The sequence below is a fragment of the Desulfitobacterium dehalogenans ATCC 51507 genome (assembly GCF_000243155.2).
GTDB classification, from domain to species: domain Bacteria; phylum Bacillota; class Desulfitobacteriia; order Desulfitobacteriales; family Desulfitobacteriaceae; genus Desulfitobacterium; species Desulfitobacterium dehalogenans.
This window is the reverse complement of record NC_018017.1, coordinates 3576684-3601221: the sequence shown is the minus strand read 5'-3', so window position 1 is coordinate 3601221 and position 24538 is coordinate 3576684. Positions and strand designations below refer to the sequence as shown.

Here is a 24538-nt window from a genome sequence, read left to right as displayed (position 1 = left end):
AAACATTAAAAAGTAAGAGTAGATAAAAGTGGCTAAAGGGAGGGAAAAATCTTGGCAAACCTTGCAATGCTGTTAGACATGACTCGATGTGCAGGCTGTTATGGATGTGTGGTATCGTGCAAAATGGAAAATGGCTCAAGACCAGGAGTCAACTATAATGGAGTTCAGCCCTTAGAATGGGGCGAATATCCCAATGCGAATCAAAGATTTCTCTTAACTTTGTGTAATCATTGTGAGGATCCGGAATGTGTTTCTGTGTGTCCTGCAGGGGCAACGACCAAGTCAGATAACGGAGCGGTTCTGGTCGACCACGAAAAATGTATCGGATGTGGAATGTGCGTCAGCGCTTGTCCCTATGGACAACGGCATCTCGTGAAAAAAGACGAGACCAGTTTTCCAGGGGAAATTGCCCCGTATGAAGAGGAAAGTGTAAAACGGTTAAATGTAGTAGAAAAATGTACCTACTGTAACCAGCGGGTATCACAAGGCCTGATGCCCGCTTGTGTGCAAAACTGTCCGGGCAAATGCCGGATTTTCGGTGATGTGGCAGACCCGGAAAGTGAAATATCGAAATACATTACAACCCATAATGCCATCAAAGTTAAGGGGACCAGCACTTATTACGTGATACCGGAGAATATGGATGAAGCTCTGTTGCCAGCGGCTTATATCGCAAGTGCCAATGCACCGGTAGCGCCTCCTGAAGAGGATAAGTCTTCTTCCAGTGGTATTATAACCGGCGTGGCAGTTGCTACTGTAGCAGCGGTGGCCGTCGGAGTCGGAGTTGGTGTTGCGAAGTCAAGATCAGGCAAAGGAGGAGATGATAATAATGGCTAAGAATATTTCGAGACGTACGTTCCTGAAAGGGAGTGCTGCCCTAACCGGTGCAGCTGCTTTGGGAAGTGCTTTTAATATTTATCATCCTGAAGGAGCCTTTGCTGCTGAAGATAGTCCCTTATCCTATGGATACTCTTATTGTGATATGTGTAATCACACCCCCAAATGCGGTATCAAGGCTACGCTAAAGGAAGGTAAGATAATCCGCATAGAGTCCCGGGAAAATTACCCGAATGGGCGGCTTTGCGCCAAAGGGGTCTCAAGCATACAGGAGCTATACGATCCGGAGCGCTTACTCCACCCGGTGATCCGTACCAATCCTAAAGGATCCCCTGATCCCGGCTGGAAGCAGATCAGCTGGGAAGAAGCTTATGAGACCATTGCTAAGAAGTTTAACGGGATCAAGGCCCAGGATGGTGCGGATAAAGTCATGTTTTATTGTGGAGATCCCAAGGAGCCCCGCTCGGCTGTGCAGAGATTGGCCTATACTTTTGGCTCACCCAACTATGGAAATGAAAGCTCCACCTGTTTCAGAGCGGAGGCGATGGCCGGATTCCTCACCATGGGCAAAGTTTCTATGGGAACAGACCCCGGTCCCAAGACTAAGACATGTTTAATCTGGTCGTTAAACCCTGCCTGGTCTTTGCCCACTCGGTTCGGTAAGCTCTGTGATGCCAAAGCCAATGGAACCCAATTTATCGTCGTGGATCCCCGGGTGACCCCGACGGTCAGCAGCCTTGCGGATATACATTTACAGTTGCGTCCCGGGACCGACGGAGCCCTGGCTCTGGGGATTGCGCATGTGATGCTGAGGGATGGCTATTATGATCAAGGATTTGTAGAAAAATGGACTCACGGCTTTACGGAATTCGCTGAGTATGTCAAAGAATTTACTCCGGAAAAAACCGAAGAAATCACTTGGGTACCCAAAGAAAAGATTGAAGCGGCAGCGAAGATGTTTGGCCAGGAAACCCCAGGTACCTGGATAGGGAGTGCTTCTCCCACGGTTCATAGCACAAACGGAACTCAAAATACCAGAGCCATTCTTTCGGTGGTTGCTCTTTCGGGGAATATCGATGCTGAGGGCGGCCTGGAAATGCCCGATGGACTTCCTTTTGACTTATTTGCAGGCAATCCGGCATTTAATCGGGAAACGGATTTATTCCAACAGATCAAAGAGAAGAGAGCAGACAAGGAAGATTTTCCAGTGTGGGCTCACTTTGTGAATGATATGCAAGTGAATCGTTTCCCGGAATACGTGGACCAAGGTAAAATTAAAGCCATGTTCATGGTCGGAGGTAACGCCATGATGTGGCCGCAGACAAAACTTTACCAGCAGGCCCTGGAAAAGATGGAATTTACCGTAGCAGCAGACTACTATATCCGTCCCATGACCCATAATACTATGGATATGGTTCTGCCGGCGGCCATGTGTTTTGAAAGAATGGCCCCCTTTGCCATCTTCGGCCGTACAATCTATTTCCGGGAGCCCATTGTTAAACCTATGGGAGAATCTCGTTCCGACTGGCAGATCTGTTTTGAATTAGGTACCAAGCTGGGTTATGGGAAAGAGTTCTTTAATGGAAGTGAAGAAGAAGGCCTGGAGGAACTGCTGAGAATTACTAAGTTGGGCATCACCTTGAAGGATTTGCGGGCGAATCCGGAGGGTTTAACCATTCCTCCTAAGGAACCAAATTCCTTTAAAAAATATGAAAGTGGGAAATTCCGGCCCGATGGAAAAACCGGGTTTCCTACGACCAGCGGGAAGTTTGAATTTACTTCAGAAATCCTTAGAAAATATCAATTCGATACCTTACCCACATATAAGGAACCGGTGGACAGTCCGAACAGCAACCCTGAATTGGCAAAAGAATTTCCCCTTATTCTTAACACAGGCTCACGCATTCCCTACTACACCCACTCCAAGTTAAGGCATATGCCTTGGTTGAATCAGTTCATGCCGGAGCCCATCGTGCGTATGAATAAAGTGGACGCAACGGCTCGGGGTCTTAAAGATGGGGATGATGTGAAACTTTCCACCAAGTTTGGTGAGCTGCAATTCAAGCTTGAAGTGACCAATATTATTCTGCCTGGAATGATTGATGTATTCCATGGGTGGGAAAAAGCCGATATCAATCTCTTGATTGCCCGTGATTTTGACCCGATTTCAGGATTCCCTCCCTATAAAGAAGGATTATGTCAGGTTTCCAAAGGATAAAGAGCAATATACTAGAAAAACTGCCGACCAAGTCATTGGGCGGCAGTTTTTTTTAGTCTGTTCTGAATTAAGCTGTTTAGCGCCAGAATATTAAGTGATAATTGGCGATAAAAATGATTTTAGCCATATATGTATGGTAATATGACAGAAAGAAGGAGACGCTGGAAGTTTTTATTCTATTGATGAGGGGGAAGGGATCTTGATCGAAACAATGATAAAGGCGGCGCAATCCCTAGAGAATACTCTTATAGCCACACGAAGAGAGCTTCATAGGTATCCGGAATTGGCCTTACAGGAATATAAAACAGCACGATACATTGCGGAAAAACTCCGATCATTTGGTTGTGAAGTGACTGAAAATGTAGCGAAAACCGGAGTTGTGGGACTTCTTAAAGGAGGACAACCAGGAAAGACCTTAGCCATTCGCGCGGATATGGATGCCTTGCCCATAGAAGAGGAAACAGGTCATGAGTTCTGCTCTATGACTAAAGGAGTTATGCATGCCTGCGGTCATGATGCCCATGTAGCCGTTGTTTTGGGAGCCGCAGAGATCCTTTCAAGCATGAGAAACTCGTTTAAGGGCAATATCAAGTTGATTTTTCAGCCCAGTGAAGAATCTCCCAGCGGAGGAGCAGATGTGATGATCCATGAAGGAGTGATGGAAGCTCCTCAAGTCGATGCGGCAATATCCCTTCATGTTTATCCTGGGCTGACCACGGGTCAGATTGGATACAAAGAAGGGCCCTTCTTTGCCTCGGTGGCCTTCTTTGATATCGAAATTATCGGTAAAGGCGGCCATGGGGCTATGCCTCACCACTCCGTCAATCCTATCCTTATAGCCGCAGAGTGCATACAAGCTCTGCAGACCATTTCCTCAGCAAGAGTGGATCCCATCGAGCCTTTTGTGTTAACTATTGGATCCATACATGGGGGTCAGAAGTCCAATATTATCCCTGAGAGAGTACGCATGGAAGGGAGTGTTCGCTGTTTTGGGGATGAATTGATGGACAAGACAGCCAAGACCATGGAAAATATGCTTCGTTCGATTACGACAGCTCATGGAGCCACTTTTACGCTGGAGTTCCGTGCAGAAGTCCAGACGTTGATAAACGATAAAGGAATGATCGAGCTCATCAAGGAAGCCAGTGAAGAAATCGTCGGAAAAGAGAATACGATAGCTGTCCCTCCGGTTTTATTAGGTGATGATTTTGCTTCTTTCAGCCAGCTTGTGCCCTCTGCGTACGTGTATTTGGGTGTTGGCTTTCCAGGGCAGCAGAACTACCCCCTTCACCACCCGAAATTTAATTTAGCTGAGCAGGCTTTGCCTATAGGGGCAGCCTTGCTCAGCTGCACTGCTCTTAAATTTATGAGTAAGTAAGATAAGGGATAAAGTTGATATGAATATAAAGGAAGCAGGCCGAAAATAGAGTGTACTGAAAGCAAAGTGACACAGGACAATGATAATTGTTTCTGTGTCACTTTTTGTAGATATCTTTCATAGCCCGGGCTACAGTAATCCGGCTGACCCCTGTAATGAGTGCCAAATCTTCTTGGGTGATGAGATTCATGTCCACATCTAATTTCTGAAGGGACTTATAGATAAAGGCGACTTTCTCCGGCCCGCTTTTAGAGCGAAGAAATGCCCAGTGGGAAAGATTGTTGGTATGGTCCAAAGTAAGATTCTTCATCAAAGCTTGGGCGAATTCCCGGTTTTCGTTAAAAAGTTTCTCAATGAAATGAATAGGAAAATTGCATCGTATGACATCCGTCAGCGAAAGAGTATGAGTTACTGGAAATTGAAGCCTTTCAAATAAGAGATGAGTACCTAAGATCTCTCCTTTTTTGACTAATTGTATGCCTTCTTGAGAACCGTCTTCCGAAATAGTAAAGGTAAAGAGAACTCCTTTGACAATAATCTCAAGATTGGCATTCTCAGGATTAACCACTTGAATTTGTTTGGCCTTCTGATAGGTGATTGTAGCATGAGCACATAGGCGCTCCCGGGTTTTGAGATCCAAGGATTGACAGAAGGGGTTATTTATGCATTCTTTCATGATGAGCTCCTTGTTAAGGATTAAAGTACATTGACTCAGCTTGAGGAAGTTAGATTCATTTATGTGAAAAAAATTACTTTAAGCTATTATATCATAAGGTATTTGCTCGTTTTGTATCAAATGAGATAGGACATTGTATCATTTGATATGTATCTGGTATCAAATGAGATAGAAGTCAGAAGCACGGACCTGTTACAATCAAAATGCATTCGTGATAAAAAGTTTAAATACAAAGTATTCTGCGCTTTAATAAATAAGGGGGTAAGCACATGGACACAAAGGGAAATTCCAGACTGAATCCGAAACTGTCACGCCGCACTTTTGTTAAGGCTTCTGCAGCTACTGCTGTAACTGTAGGAGCGGTGGCAGGAAGCCCTTGGGGACCCGCTATGACAGCCTTGGCTGAAGGAGAGAAGGTTAGTACCACTGAAAGCAGTGAGGAGAGAATCTTCAGTGGGGCTTGTCGGGGCAACTGTGCCGGGGGCTGCTTTTTAAATATTCACGTACGTAATGGGAAGGTTGTACGGACCTCAATGCGGGAAATGCCCAATCCGGATTACAATCGGATCTGCGTTAAAGGGTTGACCCATCTCCAAAGAATCTATCATAAGGACCGCTTGAAATATCCCATGAAGCGGGTCGGTGAACGAGGTGCCGGTCAATGGGAGCGTATTACATGGGATGAAGCGATCACGACGATAGCGGATAAGTGGAAAGAGTATCAAGAAGAGTATGGTAAAGAAGCTTTTGCGATTTACTGGGGCTCAGGAAATTACGGAGTTTTGAGCGGTCAAGGGATGGGGTGTACCACCAATCGCTTGCTTAATGTTACGGGTGCATCCAATATCTCTATGACTGTTGATGCTGCCCATGGCCATAGTGCGGGTAACGCCCTTGGGTGGGGACCGAACTTCACCCTTAATGAACTGGCCGACCTTAAGAATGCTAAAACCATCCTTTGCTGGGGTGCTAATCCGGTCATTTCACAGCAGCAAAGTGCCCATTTTTTGATGGAAGCCAAGGAAAACGGAACGACGTTCATCGTTATTGATCCGATCTACAATATTACTGCCTCCAAGGCGGATAAGTTCGTCCCGGTGCGCCCTGGCACAGACGGAGCATTGGCTTTGGGTATGATGAATATCGTGATAAGAGAAAACTGGATTGATGTCCCCTTTTTGAAAGCTTCCACTGTAGCTCCTTTCCTGGTTAAAGAAGCTGATGGTCAATATTTGCGCCTTAGCGATTTAGGCCCGCTCGCTGAAGGGCAAACGGACGCTATTGTCGTGCGTAGTGCCGATGGAAAGGTGGGACTTCCTCAAGAGATTACCGATCCGGTTATTGAAGGCTCCTTTGAGATCAATGGTCATAAAGTCAATACGGCCTATACTTTGCTTCTTCAGCGTGTTGCGGAATACCCTCCTGAGAAAGCCGCAGAGATCTGTAATATTTCCGTCAACCAAATTGAAGAAATCACTAATATTTACGCCACCAACAAGCCTTCAACAATTTATCAATATTTCGGTATTGATCACTATGTTAACGGTCACTATAGTATCTTTGATATTTACGCTCTTGCCATGATTACAGGAAATTTGGGTAAACCCGGAGCCGCCTGCGGCATGGGCGAAACCTTGGGGATTAATTTTACCAATCTGGCAGGTACTCTTTTTCCCGCCGGCGCCACAGGTCCATCCCTGACTATGTCAGCCACGCAAATGGATTTGGTAATGAATGAGCATAAGTATGGTAACAAGGATGTTAATGTGAAAGGCATCTATATTACCAATGCCAATGTAGTTTCTAACAGTGCTGAGAGAAAATACACCTTGGATTGGCTCAATAAAATGGAGTTCATCGCTGTGGCAGATATGAACATGAATGAAACTGCTCAGTATGCAGATATCTTATTGCCTGTGTCCCATTGGTTTGAGCAAGAGGAAGCATTTTGCAACTACAGCACTCACCCTTATGTGATCTTTCAGGAAAAGGCTATTGATCCTTTATATGAATGTAAATCGGATTTCGAAATCAACAAACTTATTGCACAAAAGCTGGGGTATGGAGAGCAGTTTAATATGACTGAGATGGAATACCTGGATTTGTGGCTTAATAACGATGAAGCCAGAAGATTAGGAATTACTCTGAAGAACCTTAAGGAAAAGAAAATTCTTAAGTGCCTGCCTGGTGAAATGTATATTAATGGTGAAAACGGCGTGTTTGGCACTCCCACGGGCCGTGCCCAGTTCTATGTGGAAAGTCCTGCCCCAAATATGAACTATGATCAGGAATGGGATATAGAAAAAGAACGCTTACCCTATTGGGAGCCGCCTAATGAAGTATGGCATGAGAACCCATTGGTTAAAAAATATCCCTTTACGATGATTTCTGATCATGTCCGTTTCCGCACCCATACCCAATGGTGGGATGTACCCGTATTGCTGGAACTTGATCCTGAGCCTATCCTTAAAATTAATTCGGAAGATGCCGCACACTATGGCATTAGGACTAATGATATAGTTAAGATCTATAATGACCGGGGCTATGTCGTTATGAAAGCGGCAATCAATGATGGGTTGCCCAAAGGGGTCCTGACAGCACCAAAGGGCTGGGAAAAAGATCAATTCATCGAAGGACATTTTGCTGACTTAAGCTCTCGGGTGGTCAATAAAGTCTGTGCCAACAGTGCCTTCTTTGACGTCTTAGTTGCCATTGAAAAGTTATAGAGGAGGAATGAGATAATGCGTTATGCCATGGCAATCGATTTAAAACGCTGCGTAGGCTGTCATACCTGTTCCGTAGCATGTAAAATGGCCAACAATTTGCCCAACGAAATTTGGTGGAACCGGATCCTCACCGTGGGTGGGGAGGCTATGGATACGGCAGCCGGTACCTTTCCCAATAATACCCTGGAATATCTGCCGGTGAATTGCCAGCACTGTGACAACCCGGCCTGTGTGAAAGCCTGCCCAGTTGGTGCTACCTATAAACGGAAAGAAGATGGACTGGTCATTCAAGACTATGATAAATGCATTGGCTGCCGTTACTGTATGGTGGCTTGCCCTTATAGCGGCGTTCGTCAATTTAACTGGAAAAAGCCGGACTATTACGTGGACTTTGCGATAGGGGATGCCAACATCACCCCCCATCAATACAATACCGTATCCAAATGCACCTTCTGTGTTCATCGACTGGCTGAAGGGAAAAGACCGGCCTGCATGGAGCTATGCATCGGTCGAGCCCGCTACTTTGGGGACCTTGATGATCCGGAAAGTGAAGTAAGCAAAGCGCTCCAAGGTCGCAGTTATTTCCACTTGCTCGAAGAAAAGGGTACCAAGCCCAATATTTACTATTTAACTTAAGGGGGTGCGAATATGGCACTTGTAACCAATACCAAGAAATCGACTTCAATAAATCGATGGAATATTATTTTCGCTGCCTTAGCTGCCCTGGGGGGCGTATGCTGGGGACTCCAGCTTACCAAAGGATTGCAGATGACTAACCTGGGCGTAAACACTATGTGGGGTCTTTATATCGTTGGCTTCATGATCTTCACGGGAGTTGCGGCGGGAAGTCTGCTCTTTGCTGCTGTGCCTTATCTGTTTAAACTGGATGAGTTTAAGCCGTATACCCCAATTGCTTCATACCTGGGGGCGGTGTCCAGTATCGTCGCCGCATCCCTCTTTATCGTCGTGGACATCGGAAATCCAGAGCGGGCCTGGCTCTTTGTCACCAGCGGGAACCTCACTTCCCCCATGTTTTGGGACTTTCTCATGCTGGCTTCCTATATGGTGATTTCAATAATCTTCACTCGTCAGCTCATTCAGGTTAAGGAAGGCAAGAAAGAGGAAGCCGGAGTTAAGCTCATCGCCTGGATCGCCTTCGCCGCAGGGATTCTGGTCACGGTAACCTCTTTTGTCTTCTGCTTCCAAATCGCTCGCCCTTTATGGAACACCCCGGTTCAACCCTTATCTTTTCTTGCTGCAGCTTTAGTAGCGGCTCTATCGGTACTGATGATCTTAGCCACTCTCTTAAATAGAAGCGGTTATTTGCAAATGCCGGTGAACTTATTGGGCAAAATGGGTAAAGCAGCTGCAGTGCTTTTGTGTATCGAACTTATCATTGTGGTAGGGGAGGCTCTCATTGGTCTCTACCCTGGCGGTGGAGAAGAGTATGCCGCCTTCAGCTGGCTGGTTTTCGGCAAGGGAGCCATAGGTTTCTGGCTAGAGTTAGTGGCTTTGGCGGCTGCCATCCTGCTTTTGGTCAAGCAAGGTGACGCAGGGAAAGCAGGCGGTATCGTTGCAGGAGCAGTCATTGCCTTAATCGCTATCTATCTGATCAAATCCAACCTGTTACAGGCCCAATTGTTCAATCCTCTGCTGACTTATGCCGGACCGCCGGTTTATGGGGGAACATCAGGACCTTATGTTCCTAGTTTGATCGAAATCGGATTGTCATTAGGTATTGTTTCCTTAGGGGCTCTGCTCATGAATTTGGGATTAAGTAAATTAAAGCTGTAAGCTCTTGAAATTCTTTGGATAAAAGTATAGAATTCATATATAAATACTATTTTTTATTCTTTTGGAATTTAAGAGAAAGCTGAAGGTGCACAAGGGCAACCAAGGACTTCGCCGCTCTGGGATGTATAGGTAAGGATGGGTGGGTCGGGCTTTCTGTATGTAATTAAAGGAGTTATGCATATGGCCTACAACTTTGATGAATACATCAATCGCTCCGGAACTGAAAGCCTCAAATGGGACGGTTTTGAGAATCGTTTTCCTGGCCTGGATGCCAAGGGCTGTATCCCAATGTGGGTTGCTGATACGGATTTTCGAGTTCCTCAAGAAGTGATTGACGCCATCGTAACGAAAGCCCAATTTGGCATCTTTGGTTATCCGAAAGCCAAGGGAGCGTCCTTCGATAATGCCGTAATAAATTGGATTTACAAGCGCCATGACTGGCAGCTTATGCCGGAGTGGATTGTCCCTACGGCTGGGATCGTTCCGGCAGTTACCTACGCCATTCAAGCTTTGACCGATGAAGGAGAGGGAGTTTTGATCCAACCGCCGGTCTATTATCCCTTCAAGCAAACCATAGAGTTAAATAAACGGAAAACCATAGAAAACCCTTTGCGTTTAAATAAAGAAACCGGCCAATATGGAATTGATTTTGAAGATTTGGAGATGAAGCTTAAAGATCCTAATACCAAGATATTTATCCTCTGTAATCCTCACAATCCCGTGGGCAGAGTTTGGTCTGTAGAGGATCTGACCAAAATAGGCGAACTATGCCTTGAGTACGGAGTTATAATATTCTCCGATGAGATCCACTCGGATCTTGTTTTAAAAGATAACAAGCATATTCCCCTGGGCATGCAGGATCCTCATATTAATCAGAATGTGATTACAGCCTATTCCCCGAGTAAAACATTTAATCTGGCGGGCCTGCAAGCCTCAGCCATCATTCTCCCCAATAAGGAGATACGCAAAAAATACCTCAGGCAATTGGACCTTAATCAAGTGAATGGCTTGAATGCTTTCGCTGGTATTGCCTTAGAAGCTGCCTACAATTATGGGGAAGGGTATCGGAGAGAATTCCTTGCTCATGTGGAGAGTAATATTGATTATGCTTTGGATTATGTGGATAAGCATCTGAACGGAGTTCGGATCATTAAACCCCAGGGGACCTATCTGGTCTGGTTTGACTTCCGTGGCACAGGCATGTCTGCTGATGAGATCGATGCCTTCATTATTGAAAAAGCTAAGGTTGCTGTGGACTTAGGCCGTTGGTTTGGAGAAGAGGGAGCCGGTTTCCTGCGTTTCAATTTTGCCTGTCACCGTTCCATATTGGCCAAAGCCCTTGAACAGATCAAAGACGCCCTTTAAATCAAAAAGACATGAGCCAGAGGCTTCGGCCTCTGGCTTATATATTAAGAAATAAGTGTGCTTTCAATGGGGTGACACTGCTAGACACACTGTTATTTATAGGGGTATATCAGTGGCAGAGATGGACAAAGATTACGCAGTGAGTTGGTTCGGAATATGAAATACTCAACAGGTGTTGTATTGATATCTTTTTATATTTAAAGGGGGGCTTAAAAATGTGTGAACAACCATTGTATTTGCGTCCGATAGAAGACGGGGACATTGCTTTACTGGAAAAATGGCTGAATAAACCATATATTCTGCGCTGGTACGAAGATCCGGCAGCATGGATTGATGAGATTGAGCAAAGAAACGGTTCCTTCGCTTTTATCAATCATTTTATTGTGATGGATGGCAGCAGGTCAATTGGCTTCTGCCATATTATGACTGCTATAAAGCGGGAGAAGAGTGGTATTCTGTCAGCAACCCTAATCAAACATACAGCATCGATTATTTGATTGGCGAAGAAGCCTATCTTCGGAAAGGATACGGGAAACGCGTGATCAATTTGCTAATGGAGCATATTCACGCAAATACACAGGCAAAAGAGATCATCGTGAAGCCAGATGAAGATAATCCGGCCTCCTATAAGGCGCTGACTTCGTGCGGTTTTCAATATGATAAAGCTGCCGCTTACTACAAACGGGGATTTGAGAAAGACTATATTTAAACCCCAAACAGGTCTGTCCCAAATACGAAGGCGCATTCGTATTTGGGACAGGTTCGCACTATAGTTTATATTTCTTCAGTTTAACATCAAGCTCTTGGGTGATTTTATCCAATTTACGGGTAACTTCATTCATCTCCTCCAATATGGATAGCTGGCTGCTGGCTGCGGCAGCTATCTCCTCACTTGAAGCAGCAGCCTCTTTCGTAACGGCGGAAATATTCTCAATAACATTCAGGACTTCATTGCGATGATTCTGAATAGAGATCATTCCTTGATGGATCATTTCAATTTTTGAACTTATTGATTCAGTTGCCTCAGTTATATTTTGAAAAGCATCATTCGTATGTAAGACAGCTTCATTCTGTTCCTGGGAGACGGCCTGAACCCGCTGCATGGAAGCTATAGTCAGTGTTGACTGATTTTGAATGGTGTGTACCAAGCTGCCAATTTCTACAGTGGACACCTTGCTCTGTTCGGCTAATTTCCTGATTTCCTCGGCCACTACGGCAAACCCCCGCCCGGATTCACCTGCTCGGGCTGCTTCAATCGCTGCATTTAAGGCCAGCAAGTTGGTTTGTTCAGCAATACCTTCCACGGACTCCAGAAGCTGTTCAATATTCTTAGTGGAGTCCGTCAGACTCTCGATGGTTTGATAAATCTGTGCCAGCGCCTCATTGGTTTCCAGGGATTTTTTCTGAAGAAGGCTGACAGACCGAAGCCCAATCCCGTTCAGTTCATTGATGTCTTTCGTATCATTGCTTACTCCGCTGAAACGATCCGATAATAATTCGATTTCCTGGGAGAGGTTTTCCATTTTCTCTACTCCATGCTGAACCTCATCCGCCTGCATAGAGGCACCCTTGGCAATTTCTTCAATGGATTCGGAAATCTGTCCGACTGAGCATAAGGCTTCTTCAGCTTTGTCTCTGGTTTCTTTCGAAATTTGAATGATAGAAAGAAAAACCTCTACAAAACTCCGAATCAAATTCCGAATGTCTTCAATAATATCATTAAAAGATGAAGAGATTTTGCCGATAAAGCCAAGATCCTTAAATTCCGCCAGGCTGGAATAATCCCCTTCTTTGAACTGGAGGATTTGTTTTTCAAATTTGACTAACAATTTTTTGTTGGCAAAGCTTGTGAAAATGGAAATGATGCCGTAACCCACTATACCTATCAGCAGAAGCAAAGGGATCATGTACCAAATACCAAGAATTCTCCAAAGGATAAGCCCTAAACTTAGGCTCAATAAGAGGTTGACAATGAATGAGATGAATTTAAAATTTCCTATCAATTTTTTGTAATTCAATTTTAAATCCCCTTTCATATTTCCTTACTTAATAAACACCTGTATCGCAGATAATGAACCTACGGCATCTTCCTGATTTTTTGCCAACATAATATGAATGGAAGTGCCAAATAAAGCACCCAGGGTAATTCTGGATAATATTGACGGCGAATAGTTGTCTCTATCCCTCGTTTGAGAGAAATCCTTCATAATGTATTCTTCAATTAAGGCCGTTGAGTCATCGAAAAGCTGACGAAGGGGTTCCTTAAAGGTATCGGACCAAAGGGCCATGCTGGTCATATCAAAGAGCATCTTGATCAATCCCGGATTCTTTAAAAGCGCGTCCTGAAAATACTCTATCAGGTATGCTGTTTTCTCATCCGCTGATTTGCCCTGCTTTAATTTATCTTCTATTTCCTGCAAATAGTGCTGTGCTAAAACCCTAATAACCTCGATGAATAAGCCCTCTTTATTTTTATAGTAATAATTGACCTGACTTAACACAACACCTGCCTCATCAGCTATATCCCGCAGGGAAACACTGGCATAGCCCTTTGTGGATATACATTGAATTGCTGCATTGAGTATTTTTTCAGACTGACCAATTTCTTTTTTATCATTCATAGCTTTCGCTCCTCAGATTAAACTTTAGTTCGGACGTTCGTACGAATTCATATTACCATGAAGCTATCAGTGAGTCAATTCGGCAAAAAACGGGTGTCGGGGCTTAAAATTAAGTCCAGACACCCGTTTTTAAATTCAACTTTTTAAGTGTTCCGTCTGTATACAGGCTTAGTGCAAGTCAATTTTTCTTATAGATATCCTTCATGGCTCTGGCGACAGTGATTCTGCTGACTCCGGCGATGAGGGCCAAATCATCCTGAGTAATCATAGTCATATCGATATCCAAGTCCTGGAGCAATTCATAAACTTGCTGAACCTTTTCCGTGCCATTCTTGGAACGCATACTGACCCAACGAGTGAGATTATTCATCATATCGAGAAGGTTTTCCGTCAGAGCTTGGGCAAAGTCCCTGTTTTCGTGGTAAAGCTTCTCCGCAACCTTAATGGGAATGCTGCATTTATGCACCTCAGTGAGAGTCATTAAATTATATTCGGGAATGGCCAGTCGATCAAAGAAATGGCGAGTGCCCAGAACATCGCCCTTTTTGATAAGATGTATAAATTCCTGGCTCCCGTCTTCCAATAAATTAAAAGTAAAGAGCACTCCCTTATGGATAATCTCTAAACGCGGATTTCCCAAATCCGTAGATTGGATTTGCCGAGGCATTTGCACAATAAAAGTGGAGTTTTCACAGAGGTAAGCTCGGGTACCCGAATCCAAAGCATCACAGAAAGGATTGCCTTCACACTGTTTTTTCATCCCAACACCTGCATTGCTTTAATATTAGGCAGATGAATCTGCTATCGAAGAATAAATAGAGGAACGGTCTGTGGCAAAGCTCTTATGGACTGGAAATAGCTTTGTGAAATCAGTGTTTTACATGACGATGTTAATCTGTAGTATGCACCCAGTTTGAACTTATCATAACATATCCTTAATCCAATTAATCAATCAAATGATACAATTCCGTGTATCATTTGAAATAGTAAGATATAGCAAATGAAAAGTCAGAAACTATCAGATGGTATCGAAGGCTATTTCCTTCCTTGATAAAATATACACAAACAATCATTTTATGTGGGAGGGAGCAAAATGGCTCAAGAAAAGAGTAGACTTAACCCTGATCTGTCCCGCCGTACATTTCTTAAAGCTTCGGCAGCAACTGCGGCAACGGTCAGTGTTGTGGCAGCCAATCCCTGGAGTTCGGCCATGACTGCTTTAGCGGAAGAGGAAAACACCGATAGGGCCACCATCAATGATGAGCAAATCTTTAGCGGTGCCTGCCGCGGCAATTGTGCCGGCGGATGCTTTTTGAACATTCATGTCCGCAACGGTAAAGTGGTAAGAACTTCTGCCAGGGAAATGCCCAATCCGGAGTACAACCGGATCTGTGTTAAAGGCTTAACCCATGTGCAACGAATCTATAGTAAAGACCGCCTCAAATATCCCATGAAACGTGCCGGGGAGCGCGGAGAAGGGAAATGGGAACAGATCACCTGGGATGAAGCGATCAATACCATCACCGAGAAATGGAAAAGGTACCAGGACCAGTATGGCAAATATGCTTTTGGCGTGATGTGGAGCTCAGGAAGCTACGCCACATTAAGCGGTGCAGGGATTGGCAGTGCTATGAATCGTCTGCAAAATGCCAATGGAGCCCTGAATATTACGGCGGCGGTGGACATGGCACGGGGACAAGGGACAAAACCGGCTCTCGGTCAAGGAACCTTTGTTACGGCGAATGAACCGGCAGACCTGAAGAATTCCAAAACCATTTTCTGTTGGGGAGCGAACCCTGTGGGAGCTCAGCAACAAAGCACGCACTTTTTCCTGGAAGCCAAAGAAAAAGGGGCAAAGATTGTAGTCATTGACCCCAATTTCAATGCTTTGGCTGCCAAAGCGGACATCTTTGTCCCCGTACGACCTGGTTCCGATGCCGCTTTAGCGCTGGGTATGATGAATATTGTGGTCAGAGAAAATTGGGTGGATGAGCCCTTTTTGAAGAAATCTTCAGGAGCACCTTTCCTGGTTAAGAAATCCGATGGGAAGTTCCTTCATCAAAGTGATTTAGGCATTACCCTTGCTGAAGGGCAAAAAGATCAGCCCATCGTTTGGGATGCCCTGACCAACTCTTATGGGGCAGTCAATGCCGTTGAAGACCCGGCCCTGCGGGGAACCTATACAATCAATGGTATTAAAGTAACCACCGCTTATGAATTGCTTTTGACGCGCATTGCGGAATACCCACCGGAAAAAGCGGCAGAAATCTGCAATATTCCCGTGGAGCAGATCGAGGAAATCACGAAACTCTACGCGACCAATAAACCTTCTGCAATCTATGAATTTTTCGGCATAGACCACTATGTCAATGGCCATTACGGTTATTTTGCCATGGCTGTGTTGGCTATTCTCACAGGGAACCTGGGCAAATCCGGAGCGTTCTGCGGCATGGGTGAAAACCTGGCCACCGACTGGATCAATATGGCGGGCACCATGTTCCCGAACGGGGCAAAGCCTTCCCTTTCCGTACCGGTGAATATGCTAACTGAGGTATTGGAGACTAAAATGTACGGTGAAACTCCCATCGATCTCAAAGGGATATACTTTACCCATGTCAATCAAGTGGGTAATGGTGCTGAGCGGAAAGCCACCCTGGAAGTCATGAAAAAGCTGGAATTCATCGTCGTTGCCGATATGAACATGAACGAAACGGCACAGTACGCGGATATATTATTGCCGGTAGCCCATTGGTTTGAAGTGGATGATGTCTTTGTTAACTATAGCACCCATCCTTATGCCATTTTGCAGGAGAAGGCCATCGACCCCCTCTATGAATGTAAATCTGATTATGAAATCTACAAATTGCTGGCCGATAAGCTGGGCTGCGGTGATGCCTTTGACATGGATGAAGAGGGCTATATGAAGCTCTGGATGGATACTGACGGAGCAAGGAAATTAGGAATAACTTTAGAAAATCTTAAAAAGGAGAAAATTCTCAGAGCTTTACCTGGAGATCCCTATATTTATGCTGAAGGAGGGGTTTTTGCTACTCCTTCCGGAAGAGCGCAGATTTACAACGAAAGCCCGGCCCCCAATAATAACTATGGTCAGACTTTTGATGTGACTAAAGAACAGCTTCCCTATTTTGAGCCTCCTCACGAAGCATGGCATGAAAACCCTCTCCATGAAAAATATCCTTTCTCGGTGATTCAGGATAAGGGAAGATGGCGGACTCACTCCCAATGGTGGGATGTCCCCATCTTAAAGGAATTAAGCCCGGAACCTTTTGTCAGAATCAATCCTTCCGATGCTGCCGCCCGGAATATTAAGACCGGCGACATCGTCAAGCTCTATAATGACCGGGGCTATGTCAAAATCAAAGCCGTTGTGGACCGGGGGATTCAACCGGGAGTGTTGAGCCTGCCTAAAGGTCGGGAAAAGCATGAATTCATTGAGGGACATTATCAGGATCTGACATCCAGAGTCATGAATAGTGTCTGTGCCAACAGTGCCTTTTTTGATGTATTGGTTCAAGTGGAGAAAGCTTAAGAGGAGGAATGAAATATGCATTATGCCATGGCAATTGATTTGAAACGCTGCGTAGGCTGTCATACCTGCTCGGTAGCATGTAAAATGGCTAACAACCTGCCCAATGAGATCTGGTGGAACCGCATCCTTACCGTCGGTGGGGAGGCCATGGATACAGCGGCAGGCACTTACCCCAACAATACCTTGGAATACCTGCCGGTGAATTGCCAACACTGTGATAATCCAGCTTGTGTTAAAGCCTGTCCGGTAGGAGCCACCTATAAGCGGGAGGAAGACGGAATCGTCATCCAGGACTATGATAAATGTATCGGCTGCCGGTATTGCATGGTAGCTTGCCCCTATAGCGGAGTGCGTCAGTTCAACTGGAAAAAACCAGAGTACCGTGTGGATTTTGCTGTGGGTGATGTCAATACAACCCCACATCAATATAATACAGTCTCCAAGTGCACTTTTTGCGTCCACCGACTGGCGGAAGGGAAAAAACCGGCCTGTATGGAGTTATGTATTGGACGTGCCCGCTACTTTGGGGATATCGACGACCCGGAAAGCGATGTCAGCAAGGCGATTAAGGGCCGGAGCTATTTCCACTTGCTCGAAGAAAAAGGCACCAAGCCGAATGTCTATTATTTAACTTAAGGGGGTGTGAAGTATGGCAGTGCAAACAAATACCACCGTAAAAAACACCAAACAGACCTCGTCAAATCTGTGGAACATTATCTTCGCAGTCTTTGCCGTCCTCGGTTCAGTCTGCTGGGGACTGCAGCTGACCCAAGGTCTACAAGTGACCAACCTTGGTGTGAACACTATGTGGGGCCTCTATATCGTGGGCTTTATGATCTTCACAGGGGTTGCTGCCGGAAGCCTGCTCTTCGCAGCAGTACCTTATCTCTTTAAGTTCATTGAATTCAAACCCTATACCCGGATTGCTTCCTATCTGGGAGCAGTCTCCAGTATCGTAGCCGCCTCCTTGTTCATCATCGTGGACATCGGTAACCCGGAACGGGCCTGGCTGTTCATTACCAGCGGCAACTTGACCTCTCCCATGTTCTGGGACTTCCTCATGCTGGCCTCTTATATGGTCCTTTCCATCATCTTTACCCGTCAGCTGATACTGGTCCATGAAGGGAAAAAGGATGAAGCCTCAGTGAAGCCTGTTGCCGTAATTTCCTTTATCGCCGGAATTTTGGTCACGGTGACCTCCTTCGTCTTCTGTTTCCAAATTGCCCGTCCTCTCTGGAATACCCCGGTACAGCCCCTATCCTTCCTGATCGCCGCCTTAGTGGCAGCCCTGTCTGTGCAAATGATTCTGGCCACCCTTTTAAAAAGAAGTGGTTACATCCAAATGCCGGTGAAACTACTGGGCAAGATGGGGAAAGTGGCTGCCGTGCTCTTATGTATCGAACTCATCGTAGTGGTGGGGGAAGTCTTCATTGGCCTTTACCCCGGCGGCGGAGAAGAATATGCTGCCTTCCATTGGCTGGTGTTTGGTGAAGGAGCTTTAGGCTTCTGGGTGGAGTTGGTGGCTCTAATCGCAGCCATCGTGCTCCTGTCTAAACCAGGAACATCAGGGAAGGCAGGGAGCATTGTTGCAGGTGCAGTACTCGCCCTGGTTGCCATCTACCTTATTAAGTCGAATCTCCTCCAGGCCCAATTATTTAACCCTCTCATCACTTATGCCGGACCACCGGTATATGGCGGAACAACAGGTCCCTATGTACCCAGTTTGATCGAAATAGGTTTATCTTTGGGCATCGTCGCACTGGGAGCATTGCTTCTGAATTTGGGTTTGAGCAAGTTGAACCTCGGGGTAAATGCCCGGAAGTAGGAATAGGGGAGATGCATTTAACTAAAGCTCGGGAGCAATCCCGAGCTTCAAATATCTAGTTAATCGGAAAGCATAAACCAGCAGGCATAAGGCGACTATGGCTACTGCTTCGCATAAGCCAATCTTCTCTGTAGTGTTTTTTCGGGACAAAACTCCATAAGTATTCCTGACAGCTTTATCGGGAGCCTTATTATAAAATTATTGAGAGCTAGATAAAAATGAATAACACTAAATCAGAAGAGAATGAAATGTGAAACGTATATCAAATGATATAGAAGAATCCATTAGAGCTTTGTTAAAATGAAACTAAGTAGAGGTCAAGAAAAAGGAGAAAAAAATGAGTAATAACGTTCAGGTACAAGATGTTATGACTGCTTTTGCAATTTCAGATTTTTATCAAATGCTCTCTATTTCCCTGCGGCTTCCCAATCATGAACTGGCTGAGGCCATGCTGGATGGGAGCTATGGACAAGATGCGGTAAACATTCTTGAGGAACTTTCCTGCAGTCAGGAAGATATAGCGAAGATGAGAGAGGCCTTAAACGCCCTTATCTCTGCAGAGGAAGATGCTACAACCCTTTTAATCCGGATGAGGAGAGAGTATACAAGACTGTTTGATGATCCGAAGAAACCTGCACTTAGCATTTATGAAACCCTTTTTCTCCATAATCCCGAAGAAGCCAATGGGGGAGTCATGCTCTTTATGAGTCCGGCAGCTCTTGACGCGGAACGCTGTTACCGGGAAGCCGGAGTCAGAGTGGTAAAGCAGTCTGCAGAACCGGCAGATCATATGGCCACAGAGCTGGAATTTATGATGTATCTCTATGCCAGGAAGGGTAAGGCCCTCCAAGAGCAAAACGCTGAAGAAATAACCCAAATTGAAAAGCAGATCAAAGGGTTTGAAGAGCTCCATCTTAAAAAGTGGGGCCAGGAATTTTTTGAGATGTTACAAACTGAGACAAATGAGGCAACTTATCTCGCAGTGGCTCAATTGGCTTTGCTGGGGTTAACAAAAATTATACAGGTGTAAAGAAGAAGTTGTTCCGAATTTTGTGATGAGGAGTGGGAGGCATGCTTTTTAATCACGGTGCTCATGTGCAAGTTGACACAAAGCGATGTTTGAATCAGCGGCACAATGGTGTGGAATGCAACCATTGTGTTTCCCATTGTCCAGGACAAGCATTAATTTTATCTGATCACCAAATTTATCTCATTCAAGATCAATGCCTGGGTTGCGGGCTGTGCTTCTCGGATTGCCCTACTCAGGTCTTTGGTTCCACGCAATGGGATGAGACGACGATAAGCTCAGACGTGAAAGAGCAAGGGGCAAAATCCACCCAGATTTTCTGCGGTTATCATCCCGCCCCCTATCTTAGTAAAGAGGAAAAAAACAAAGGGGCGGTGCAGGTTCACACCTGCTTAAGTGCAATTTCCAAAGGAATGTGGTATGAATTGGGGTTACTCACCGGGGTGGAGCTGCGCCTGGATGAATGCCAGAATTGCCCCATGAAAGATTGCCTGGAGCGCATGAAGTTTGCTGTAGAAACGGCTATGGAATGGTTGTCAGCTTCCGGGCATACCCCCGACTTCTCCCTGATTTACACGGCAGAGAAGGCGAAGAAGAAAAAGAAACTCCAAGCTGTATCCTCAGGCTTGAAAGTAACTTCCCGCCGTGATCTTTTTCTAACCTTGATGGGCCGGAAACCTGGGAGCGAGCTCATGGCCAAAGAGAAAAAAGCACCCCCCGGCAGTGATGAAAGGGCGAAAAGGGCCAGAATCAATGTCCTGCCTGATTGGCAGAAGCGTCTGGAAGATAGTTACTCTAGTCACTTTCAAGAGGGGGGAAGCCCAGCCTATTGGCCATCTATCCAAATGAGTATGGAATGTGTTAACTGTGGGATGTGTGCCCGGTATTGTCCTACGCAAGCCTTGAAGATTCGAGTGGAAGTGAAGGAATGTATTCATGACTTTACCAGTGGGCACTGCTTAGATTGCCGCATATGCATGCTGTCTTGTCCCACGCGCTCTATTCTCCGGGATCGACAACCCAATGCTCAACCTTACAAGGAGCAGTCCATATTTAAAGCTCCGGTCGGAAAATGTAGGATTTGTGAAGCGGAAACCATCACTAGTCAGGATGATCTGTGTTACTGGTGTAAGGAAGAGCCTTCTGAAGAGGATATACTCTCAGATGTTCGCAAAAAACTATTCGGAAAGTTAGTGTAAAACAATGTTTAATACTCAATTCAATAAAGCAAAAGGGAAGACAGGCGTCATTGTTTTCGCCTGCCTTCTCTTGCTCATGACATTTATTTATCAACAGAGTACCAATAAGCAGGATCTCTTGGGTCTTTTGCAGCAAGGAGAACCGTCGGCAAGCCAGTTTAAAGAGGTGGAGGGCGCCTATAAGAGCTATGCCTTATATAACCAGGAGGGGACATTTTTAAGTTATGGGGTGATTTCCAGCGCTTCCGGTTATGGCGGGCCGATCACTATGCTAACCATAGTGAGTGAGGAAGGAAAGATTGCCAATGCAGTACTATTGGATGATTCCGAAACTCCTCTTTATCTAAAGAAGGTCCTGGTAGCCGGTTATCCGGAAAATTTTCTGGGGAAAACGGTCTCCGAACCCTTAGAAGCCCATGAAGATATCGATATTGTCAGTGGAGCCACACGAACTGCTAAAGGGATGATGCTGGCCGTTGAAAAAGGGATGTACCAAGTGGGAGAAAATCACCTGGGATTAAAGGTTCCCCCGTTAAAAACCTTCCATTTTCAATGGCAGGATGGTCTCGTCGTTCTTATGCTGGCTCTTGCCATTCTCGCTTCCTCCCGCAATATGAAGAAGCTTAGACTCTGGATATTGGTAGCAGCGGTCTTTGTTTTAGGGTTCATGGAGAACGTTTCCTTGACCATCGGCAATTATATGAGTATTATCGCTCTCAAGATGCCGACTTTTTCGGAACGTCCCATCTGGTATGTGATGGTCATCGGGGTGTTCCTGATTACGTTGTTTTGGGGCAGAAATTTTTACTGTTCCTGGCTCTGCCCCTTCGGAGCTGTTCAAGAAGGAATCTATAGGGCCTTGAACTTAGCCAACTATCATCCGCATCCCAGGCTCGTTACGATAGCCCGAAAAAGCCGCTGGTTCTTTCTCTGGCTGGCTGCATTATTGGCTTTATTGTTAAACAACCCGGGGATAGCCAGCTATGAACCGTTTTCAGTGTTCTTTGATGCTGACGGCAACACTTCTCAGTGGATTATTATGGGGATCATCTTGCTCTTCTCCATTTTTATCCTCCGCTTTTGGTGTCGTTGCTTTTGTCCTGTAGGCGCATTTTTGGATTTCACAGCCCTGTGCAAACGAAAGGCCAGCGCTATTTTAGGACGGAAATCTATCCCCCCCAAATCAGATAAAAGGGAAGAGGGGTGCCCAGGACAGTGTGCCGGCTGCCTAAAAGAAGAAGCGCAGCAAACGTCTCTGTTGATTTCATCGGATAAGATCCTGGCTGCCGGAATTGGCGTCTTATGGATACTGATTATTGGAGCTTTGTTGCAAAACATCGGATTATTTTAAAAGATAGATGTTTCCTTGCGTAATAAATTACACGGATTTTTTATAGGTTATATTTATGTCCAGACCTCATGCTATAATATAAGAGATTGACCCAGCCTCAAAGGAGGAGTGAGTATGGTGGAAAATATTCGGATCCGTACAGAAAGAGAAGAATGGGAGCGACTTTCACCTCATGCTGCTAAAAGCAGTGAGGCTAAACGATCGCGGGAAGAAGCGGAGTGTGACATTCGGACCAAGTTCCAAAGGGATCGGGATCGTATTTTGCACAGTAAGCCTTTTCGCCGGCTTAAGCATAAGACGCAAGTTTATATTGCACCTGCGGGGGATCATTACCGGACGCGGATGACCCACAGCCTGGAAGTCTCACAGATTTCCCGCACCATTGGCAGAGGTTTGCGCTTAAATGAAGACCTCATCGAAGCCATTTCCCTCGGGCATGATGTGGGGCATACTCCCTTTGGCCATGTGGGAGAGGAGGCCATCGTCAAACTTATCGGAGGTTTTGAGCATAATGAGCAATCCGTTCGCATCCTCACAGTTCTCTCTGGGGAGGGAAAAGGGCTGAATCTGACCCAGGAAGTTCTGGATGGGGTGCTTCATCATACAGGAAAAGGAATCCCCTATACCCTCGAGGGGCAGATCGTCAAGACAGGGGATCGTATTGCCTATCTTTGTCACGATTATGATGATGCCTTGCGGGCAGAGCTCATTCACAAAGGAGAGCTCCCCGAGAAGGTGGTGTCTACTTTGGGGGATAATCCCAGCCGCATGATCACCACTATGGTGGTGGACATGATCGAAAGTTCACAGAATCAAACCTCTATCCAACAATCTCGCCCTGTTACAGAGGCTATGCAGGAGTTTCGACTGTTTATGTTTGAACGAGTCTATAACAGCGAGGCCCTCCGTGAAGAGCGGCGTAAAGGTGAATACGTTGTCCAGGCTTTATTCCATTATTATATGAAAAACTTACAGTTTCTCCCTCAGGAATACCTTGTTTGGGCTGATGGAGATGCGGTCAAAGCCGTGGTGGACTATATCTCCGGGCTAACCGATAATTATGCCATTGATCTCTTTCAAAACTTCCTAGTTCCCAGACATTAAGAATTTATGCAAAAATAATCAAGGGTCTGTCGCCGTAAGACGGACCTTTTTTTATAAAAAAGAGTATCGCCAACTACTTTAAAAAAGTAGTTTATGCGACACTCCCTTAAACATTCTTTAATATGTCTTTGTTGATGGATAATAGTAAGAACCTTTTATTTTAGGATTAAACTCTCATTGGCCGTTACAGGGGTTGAAGTATCCAAACCGCCGAGAATAGCAGCCTTCAGTTCCCCTTCCAAAAGGAATTCTACAGAGTCCACATCCTTAAGGGTGGTTAAGGAGTTGACGATGCTGTAAAGGACCATCTGTTCTCCTGTGGCGCCCCCCTCAAAGTTTTCTCTGAAGGAATTGGACAGATTAATGGTGGCGACACCGTCTTTAATCTTAACATCCAGAAGTTTTGTTTCCTTGGGGAGGGGAGCCACCAAACCCGAAGGGGGATTCGCGAACTCTTTGAACATCTCAGCAATGACTTCCTCGCTCGATTTTTTTGCAACGTTTACCGTCCGGTCAGTTGGGACCAGCCCTGTCGCATCCGATGTAGGGAAATACATCGTAACCTCCACAGTCTCCGTAGGAGCCGGTTCAACTGGGTCAGGGTTTTGGGGATCTGTTACATTGGCAGGAGGGGGAGATGGAGGCGTATTTTTCGTGGTGTCATCGGATCCACAGCCTACTAAGCCAAAGGTTAAAAAGAATATGGAAAATGCGATAATCAAAGAGCGGAATTTAGCGTTACACATAGGATCGTCCACCTTTCTGAGTCATTTTTTAGTTTAGCATAATGTTGTGACTTGACTCATCTATGTATAAAAATTAGCCATTAATTCATTTTAGCACGAAAAGAAGAGGAGGAAAAGCGAT

At 45.5% G+C, this 24538-nt stretch carries 21 protein-coding genes; 16 read left to right on the top strand and 5 right to left on the bottom strand.

Translation table 11 applies throughout. The features are described from left to right. Positions 1-51: 51 nt before the first annotated feature. The 3 genes from DESDE_RS17450 (at position 52) to DESDE_RS17440 (ending at position 4433) form a co-directional block, all read left to right on the top strand. Positions 52-837, top strand: a complete 786-nt coding sequence (locus DESDE_RS17450) for a 4Fe-4S dicluster domain-containing protein (RefSeq protein WP_014795346.1) — start codon at positions 52-54, stop codon at positions 835-837. Continuing rightward, positions 830-3055, top strand: a complete 2226-nt coding sequence (locus DESDE_RS17445; protein WP_014795345.1) for a molybdopterin-containing oxidoreductase family protein — start codon at positions 830-832, stop codon at positions 3053-3055. The genes DESDE_RS17450 and DESDE_RS17445 overlap by 8 nt, the downstream gene beginning before the upstream one ends. Positions 3056-3254: 199 nt before the next feature. Continuing rightward, complete coding sequence (locus tag DESDE_RS17440; RefSeq protein ID WP_014795344.1) at positions 3255-4433, top strand: M20 metallopeptidase family protein; 1179 nt, start codon at positions 3255-3257, stop codon at positions 4431-4433. Positions 4434-4530: 97 nt separating this feature from the next. On the opposite strand, the gene DESDE_RS17435 is transcribed toward DESDE_RS17440, so the two are convergent. Continuing rightward, on the bottom strand, positions 4531-5109 hold the full coding sequence (locus DESDE_RS17435) for a Crp/Fnr family transcriptional regulator (protein WP_014795343.1): 579 nt from the start codon (positions 5107-5109) through the stop codon (positions 4531-4533). A 269-nt stretch (positions 5110-5378) separates the two neighbouring features. On the opposite strand from DESDE_RS17435, the gene DESDE_RS17430 reads away from it, so the two are divergent. From DESDE_RS17430 to DESDE_RS22620, 6 genes are all read left to right on the top strand, one after another. Then, entirely contained in the window at positions 5379-7835 is a 2457-nt protein-coding gene (locus DESDE_RS17430) for a molybdopterin-dependent oxidoreductase (RefSeq protein WP_014795342.1), read from the top strand. A gap of 15 nt (positions 7836-7850) precedes the next feature. Next, positions 7851-8471, top strand: coding sequence for a 4Fe-4S dicluster domain-containing protein (locus DESDE_RS17425; protein ID WP_014795341.1), 621 nt, complete (start codon positions 7851-7853; stop codon positions 8469-8471). A gap of 12 nt (positions 8472-8483) precedes the next feature. Beyond that, positions 8484-9629, top strand: a complete 1146-nt coding sequence (gene nrfD / locus DESDE_RS17420) for an NrfD/PsrC family molybdoenzyme membrane anchor subunit (protein WP_014795340.1) — start codon at positions 8484-8486, stop codon at positions 9627-9629. 180 nt (positions 9630-9809) lie between these two features. Continuing rightward, positions 9810-10994, top strand: coding sequence for a MalY/PatB family protein (locus DESDE_RS17415; protein ID WP_014795339.1), 1185 nt, complete (start codon positions 9810-9812; stop codon positions 10992-10994). Positions 10995-11209: 215 nt separating this feature from the next. Beyond that, the gene (locus DESDE_RS22625; RefSeq protein WP_242831276.1) at positions 11210-11491 is read left to right on the top strand and encodes a hypothetical protein; all 282 of its coding nucleotides are present in this window, start codon (positions 11210-11212) and stop codon (positions 11489-11491) included. Continuing rightward, positions 11407-11703 (top strand): GNAT family N-acetyltransferase, encoded by a 297-nt coding sequence (locus DESDE_RS22620; protein WP_242831418.1) that lies wholly within the window; start codon positions 11407-11409, stop codon positions 11701-11703. Before DESDE_RS22625 ends, DESDE_RS22620 begins: the two co-directional genes overlap by 85 nt. A gap of 58 nt (positions 11704-11761) precedes the next feature. Here the strand turns inward: DESDE_RS22620 and DESDE_RS17405 are convergent, their stop codons facing one another. From DESDE_RS17405 to DESDE_RS17395, 3 genes are all read right to left on the bottom strand, one after another. Further along, positions 11762-13012, bottom strand: a complete 1251-nt coding sequence (locus tag DESDE_RS17405; protein ID WP_014795338.1) for a methyl-accepting chemotaxis protein — start codon at positions 13010-13012, stop codon at positions 11762-11764. A 24-nt stretch (positions 13013-13036) separates the two neighbouring features. After that, a complete protein-coding gene (locus tag DESDE_RS17400) occupies positions 13037-13615 on the bottom strand; it encodes a TetR/AcrR family transcriptional regulator (protein ID WP_014795337.1) in 579 nt (192 codons plus the stop codon). A gap of 178 nt (positions 13616-13793) precedes the next feature. Further along, on the bottom strand, positions 13794-14375 hold the full coding sequence (locus tag DESDE_RS17395) for a Crp/Fnr family transcriptional regulator (RefSeq protein WP_014795336.1): 582 nt from the start codon (positions 14373-14375) through the stop codon (positions 13794-13796). Between the two features lie 333 nt (positions 14376-14708). On the opposite strand from DESDE_RS17395, the gene DESDE_RS17390 reads away from it, so the two are divergent. The 7 genes from DESDE_RS17390 (at position 14709) to DESDE_RS17360 (ending at position 23671) form a co-directional block, all read left to right on the top strand. Continuing rightward, positions 14709-17165, top strand: a complete 2457-nt coding sequence (locus DESDE_RS17390) for a molybdopterin-dependent oxidoreductase (RefSeq protein WP_014795335.1) — start codon at positions 14709-14711, stop codon at positions 17163-17165. Positions 17166-17180: 15 nt separating this feature from the next. Continuing rightward, the gene (locus tag DESDE_RS17385) at positions 17181-17801 is read left to right on the top strand and encodes a 4Fe-4S dicluster domain-containing protein (protein WP_014795334.1); all 621 of its coding nucleotides are present in this window, start codon (positions 17181-17183) and stop codon (positions 17799-17801) included. A gap of 13 nt (positions 17802-17814) precedes the next feature. Then, complete coding sequence (nrfD, locus tag DESDE_RS17380) at positions 17815-18990, top strand: NrfD/PsrC family molybdoenzyme membrane anchor subunit (protein ID WP_014795333.1); 1176 nt, start codon at positions 17815-17817, stop codon at positions 18988-18990. 337 nt (positions 18991-19327) lie between these two features. Next, entirely contained in the window at positions 19328-20020 is a 693-nt protein-coding gene (locus DESDE_RS17375; RefSeq protein WP_014795332.1) for a TorD/DmsD family molecular chaperone, read from the top strand. A 41-nt stretch (positions 20021-20061) separates the two neighbouring features. Continuing rightward, positions 20062-21216, top strand: coding sequence for an NADH-quinone oxidoreductase subunit I (locus tag DESDE_RS17370; protein WP_014795331.1), 1155 nt, complete (start codon positions 20062-20064; stop codon positions 21214-21216). Positions 21217-21220: 4 nt separating this feature from the next. After that, complete coding sequence (locus DESDE_RS17365) at positions 21221-22567, top strand: 4Fe-4S binding protein (RefSeq protein WP_014795330.1); 1347 nt, start codon at positions 21221-21223, stop codon at positions 22565-22567. A gap of 114 nt (positions 22568-22681) precedes the next feature. Then, a complete protein-coding gene (locus DESDE_RS17360) occupies positions 22682-23671 on the top strand; it encodes a deoxyguanosinetriphosphate triphosphohydrolase (RefSeq protein WP_014795329.1) in 990 nt (329 codons plus the stop codon). 155 nt (positions 23672-23826) lie between these two features. Here the strand turns inward: DESDE_RS17360 and DESDE_RS17355 are convergent, their stop codons facing one another. After that, positions 23827-24417: a GerMN domain-containing protein gene (locus DESDE_RS17355; RefSeq protein ID WP_014795328.1), complete on the bottom strand. Its 591-nt coding sequence runs from the start codon at positions 24415-24417 to the stop codon at positions 23827-23829. Positions 24418-24538: the final 121 nt, after the last annotated feature.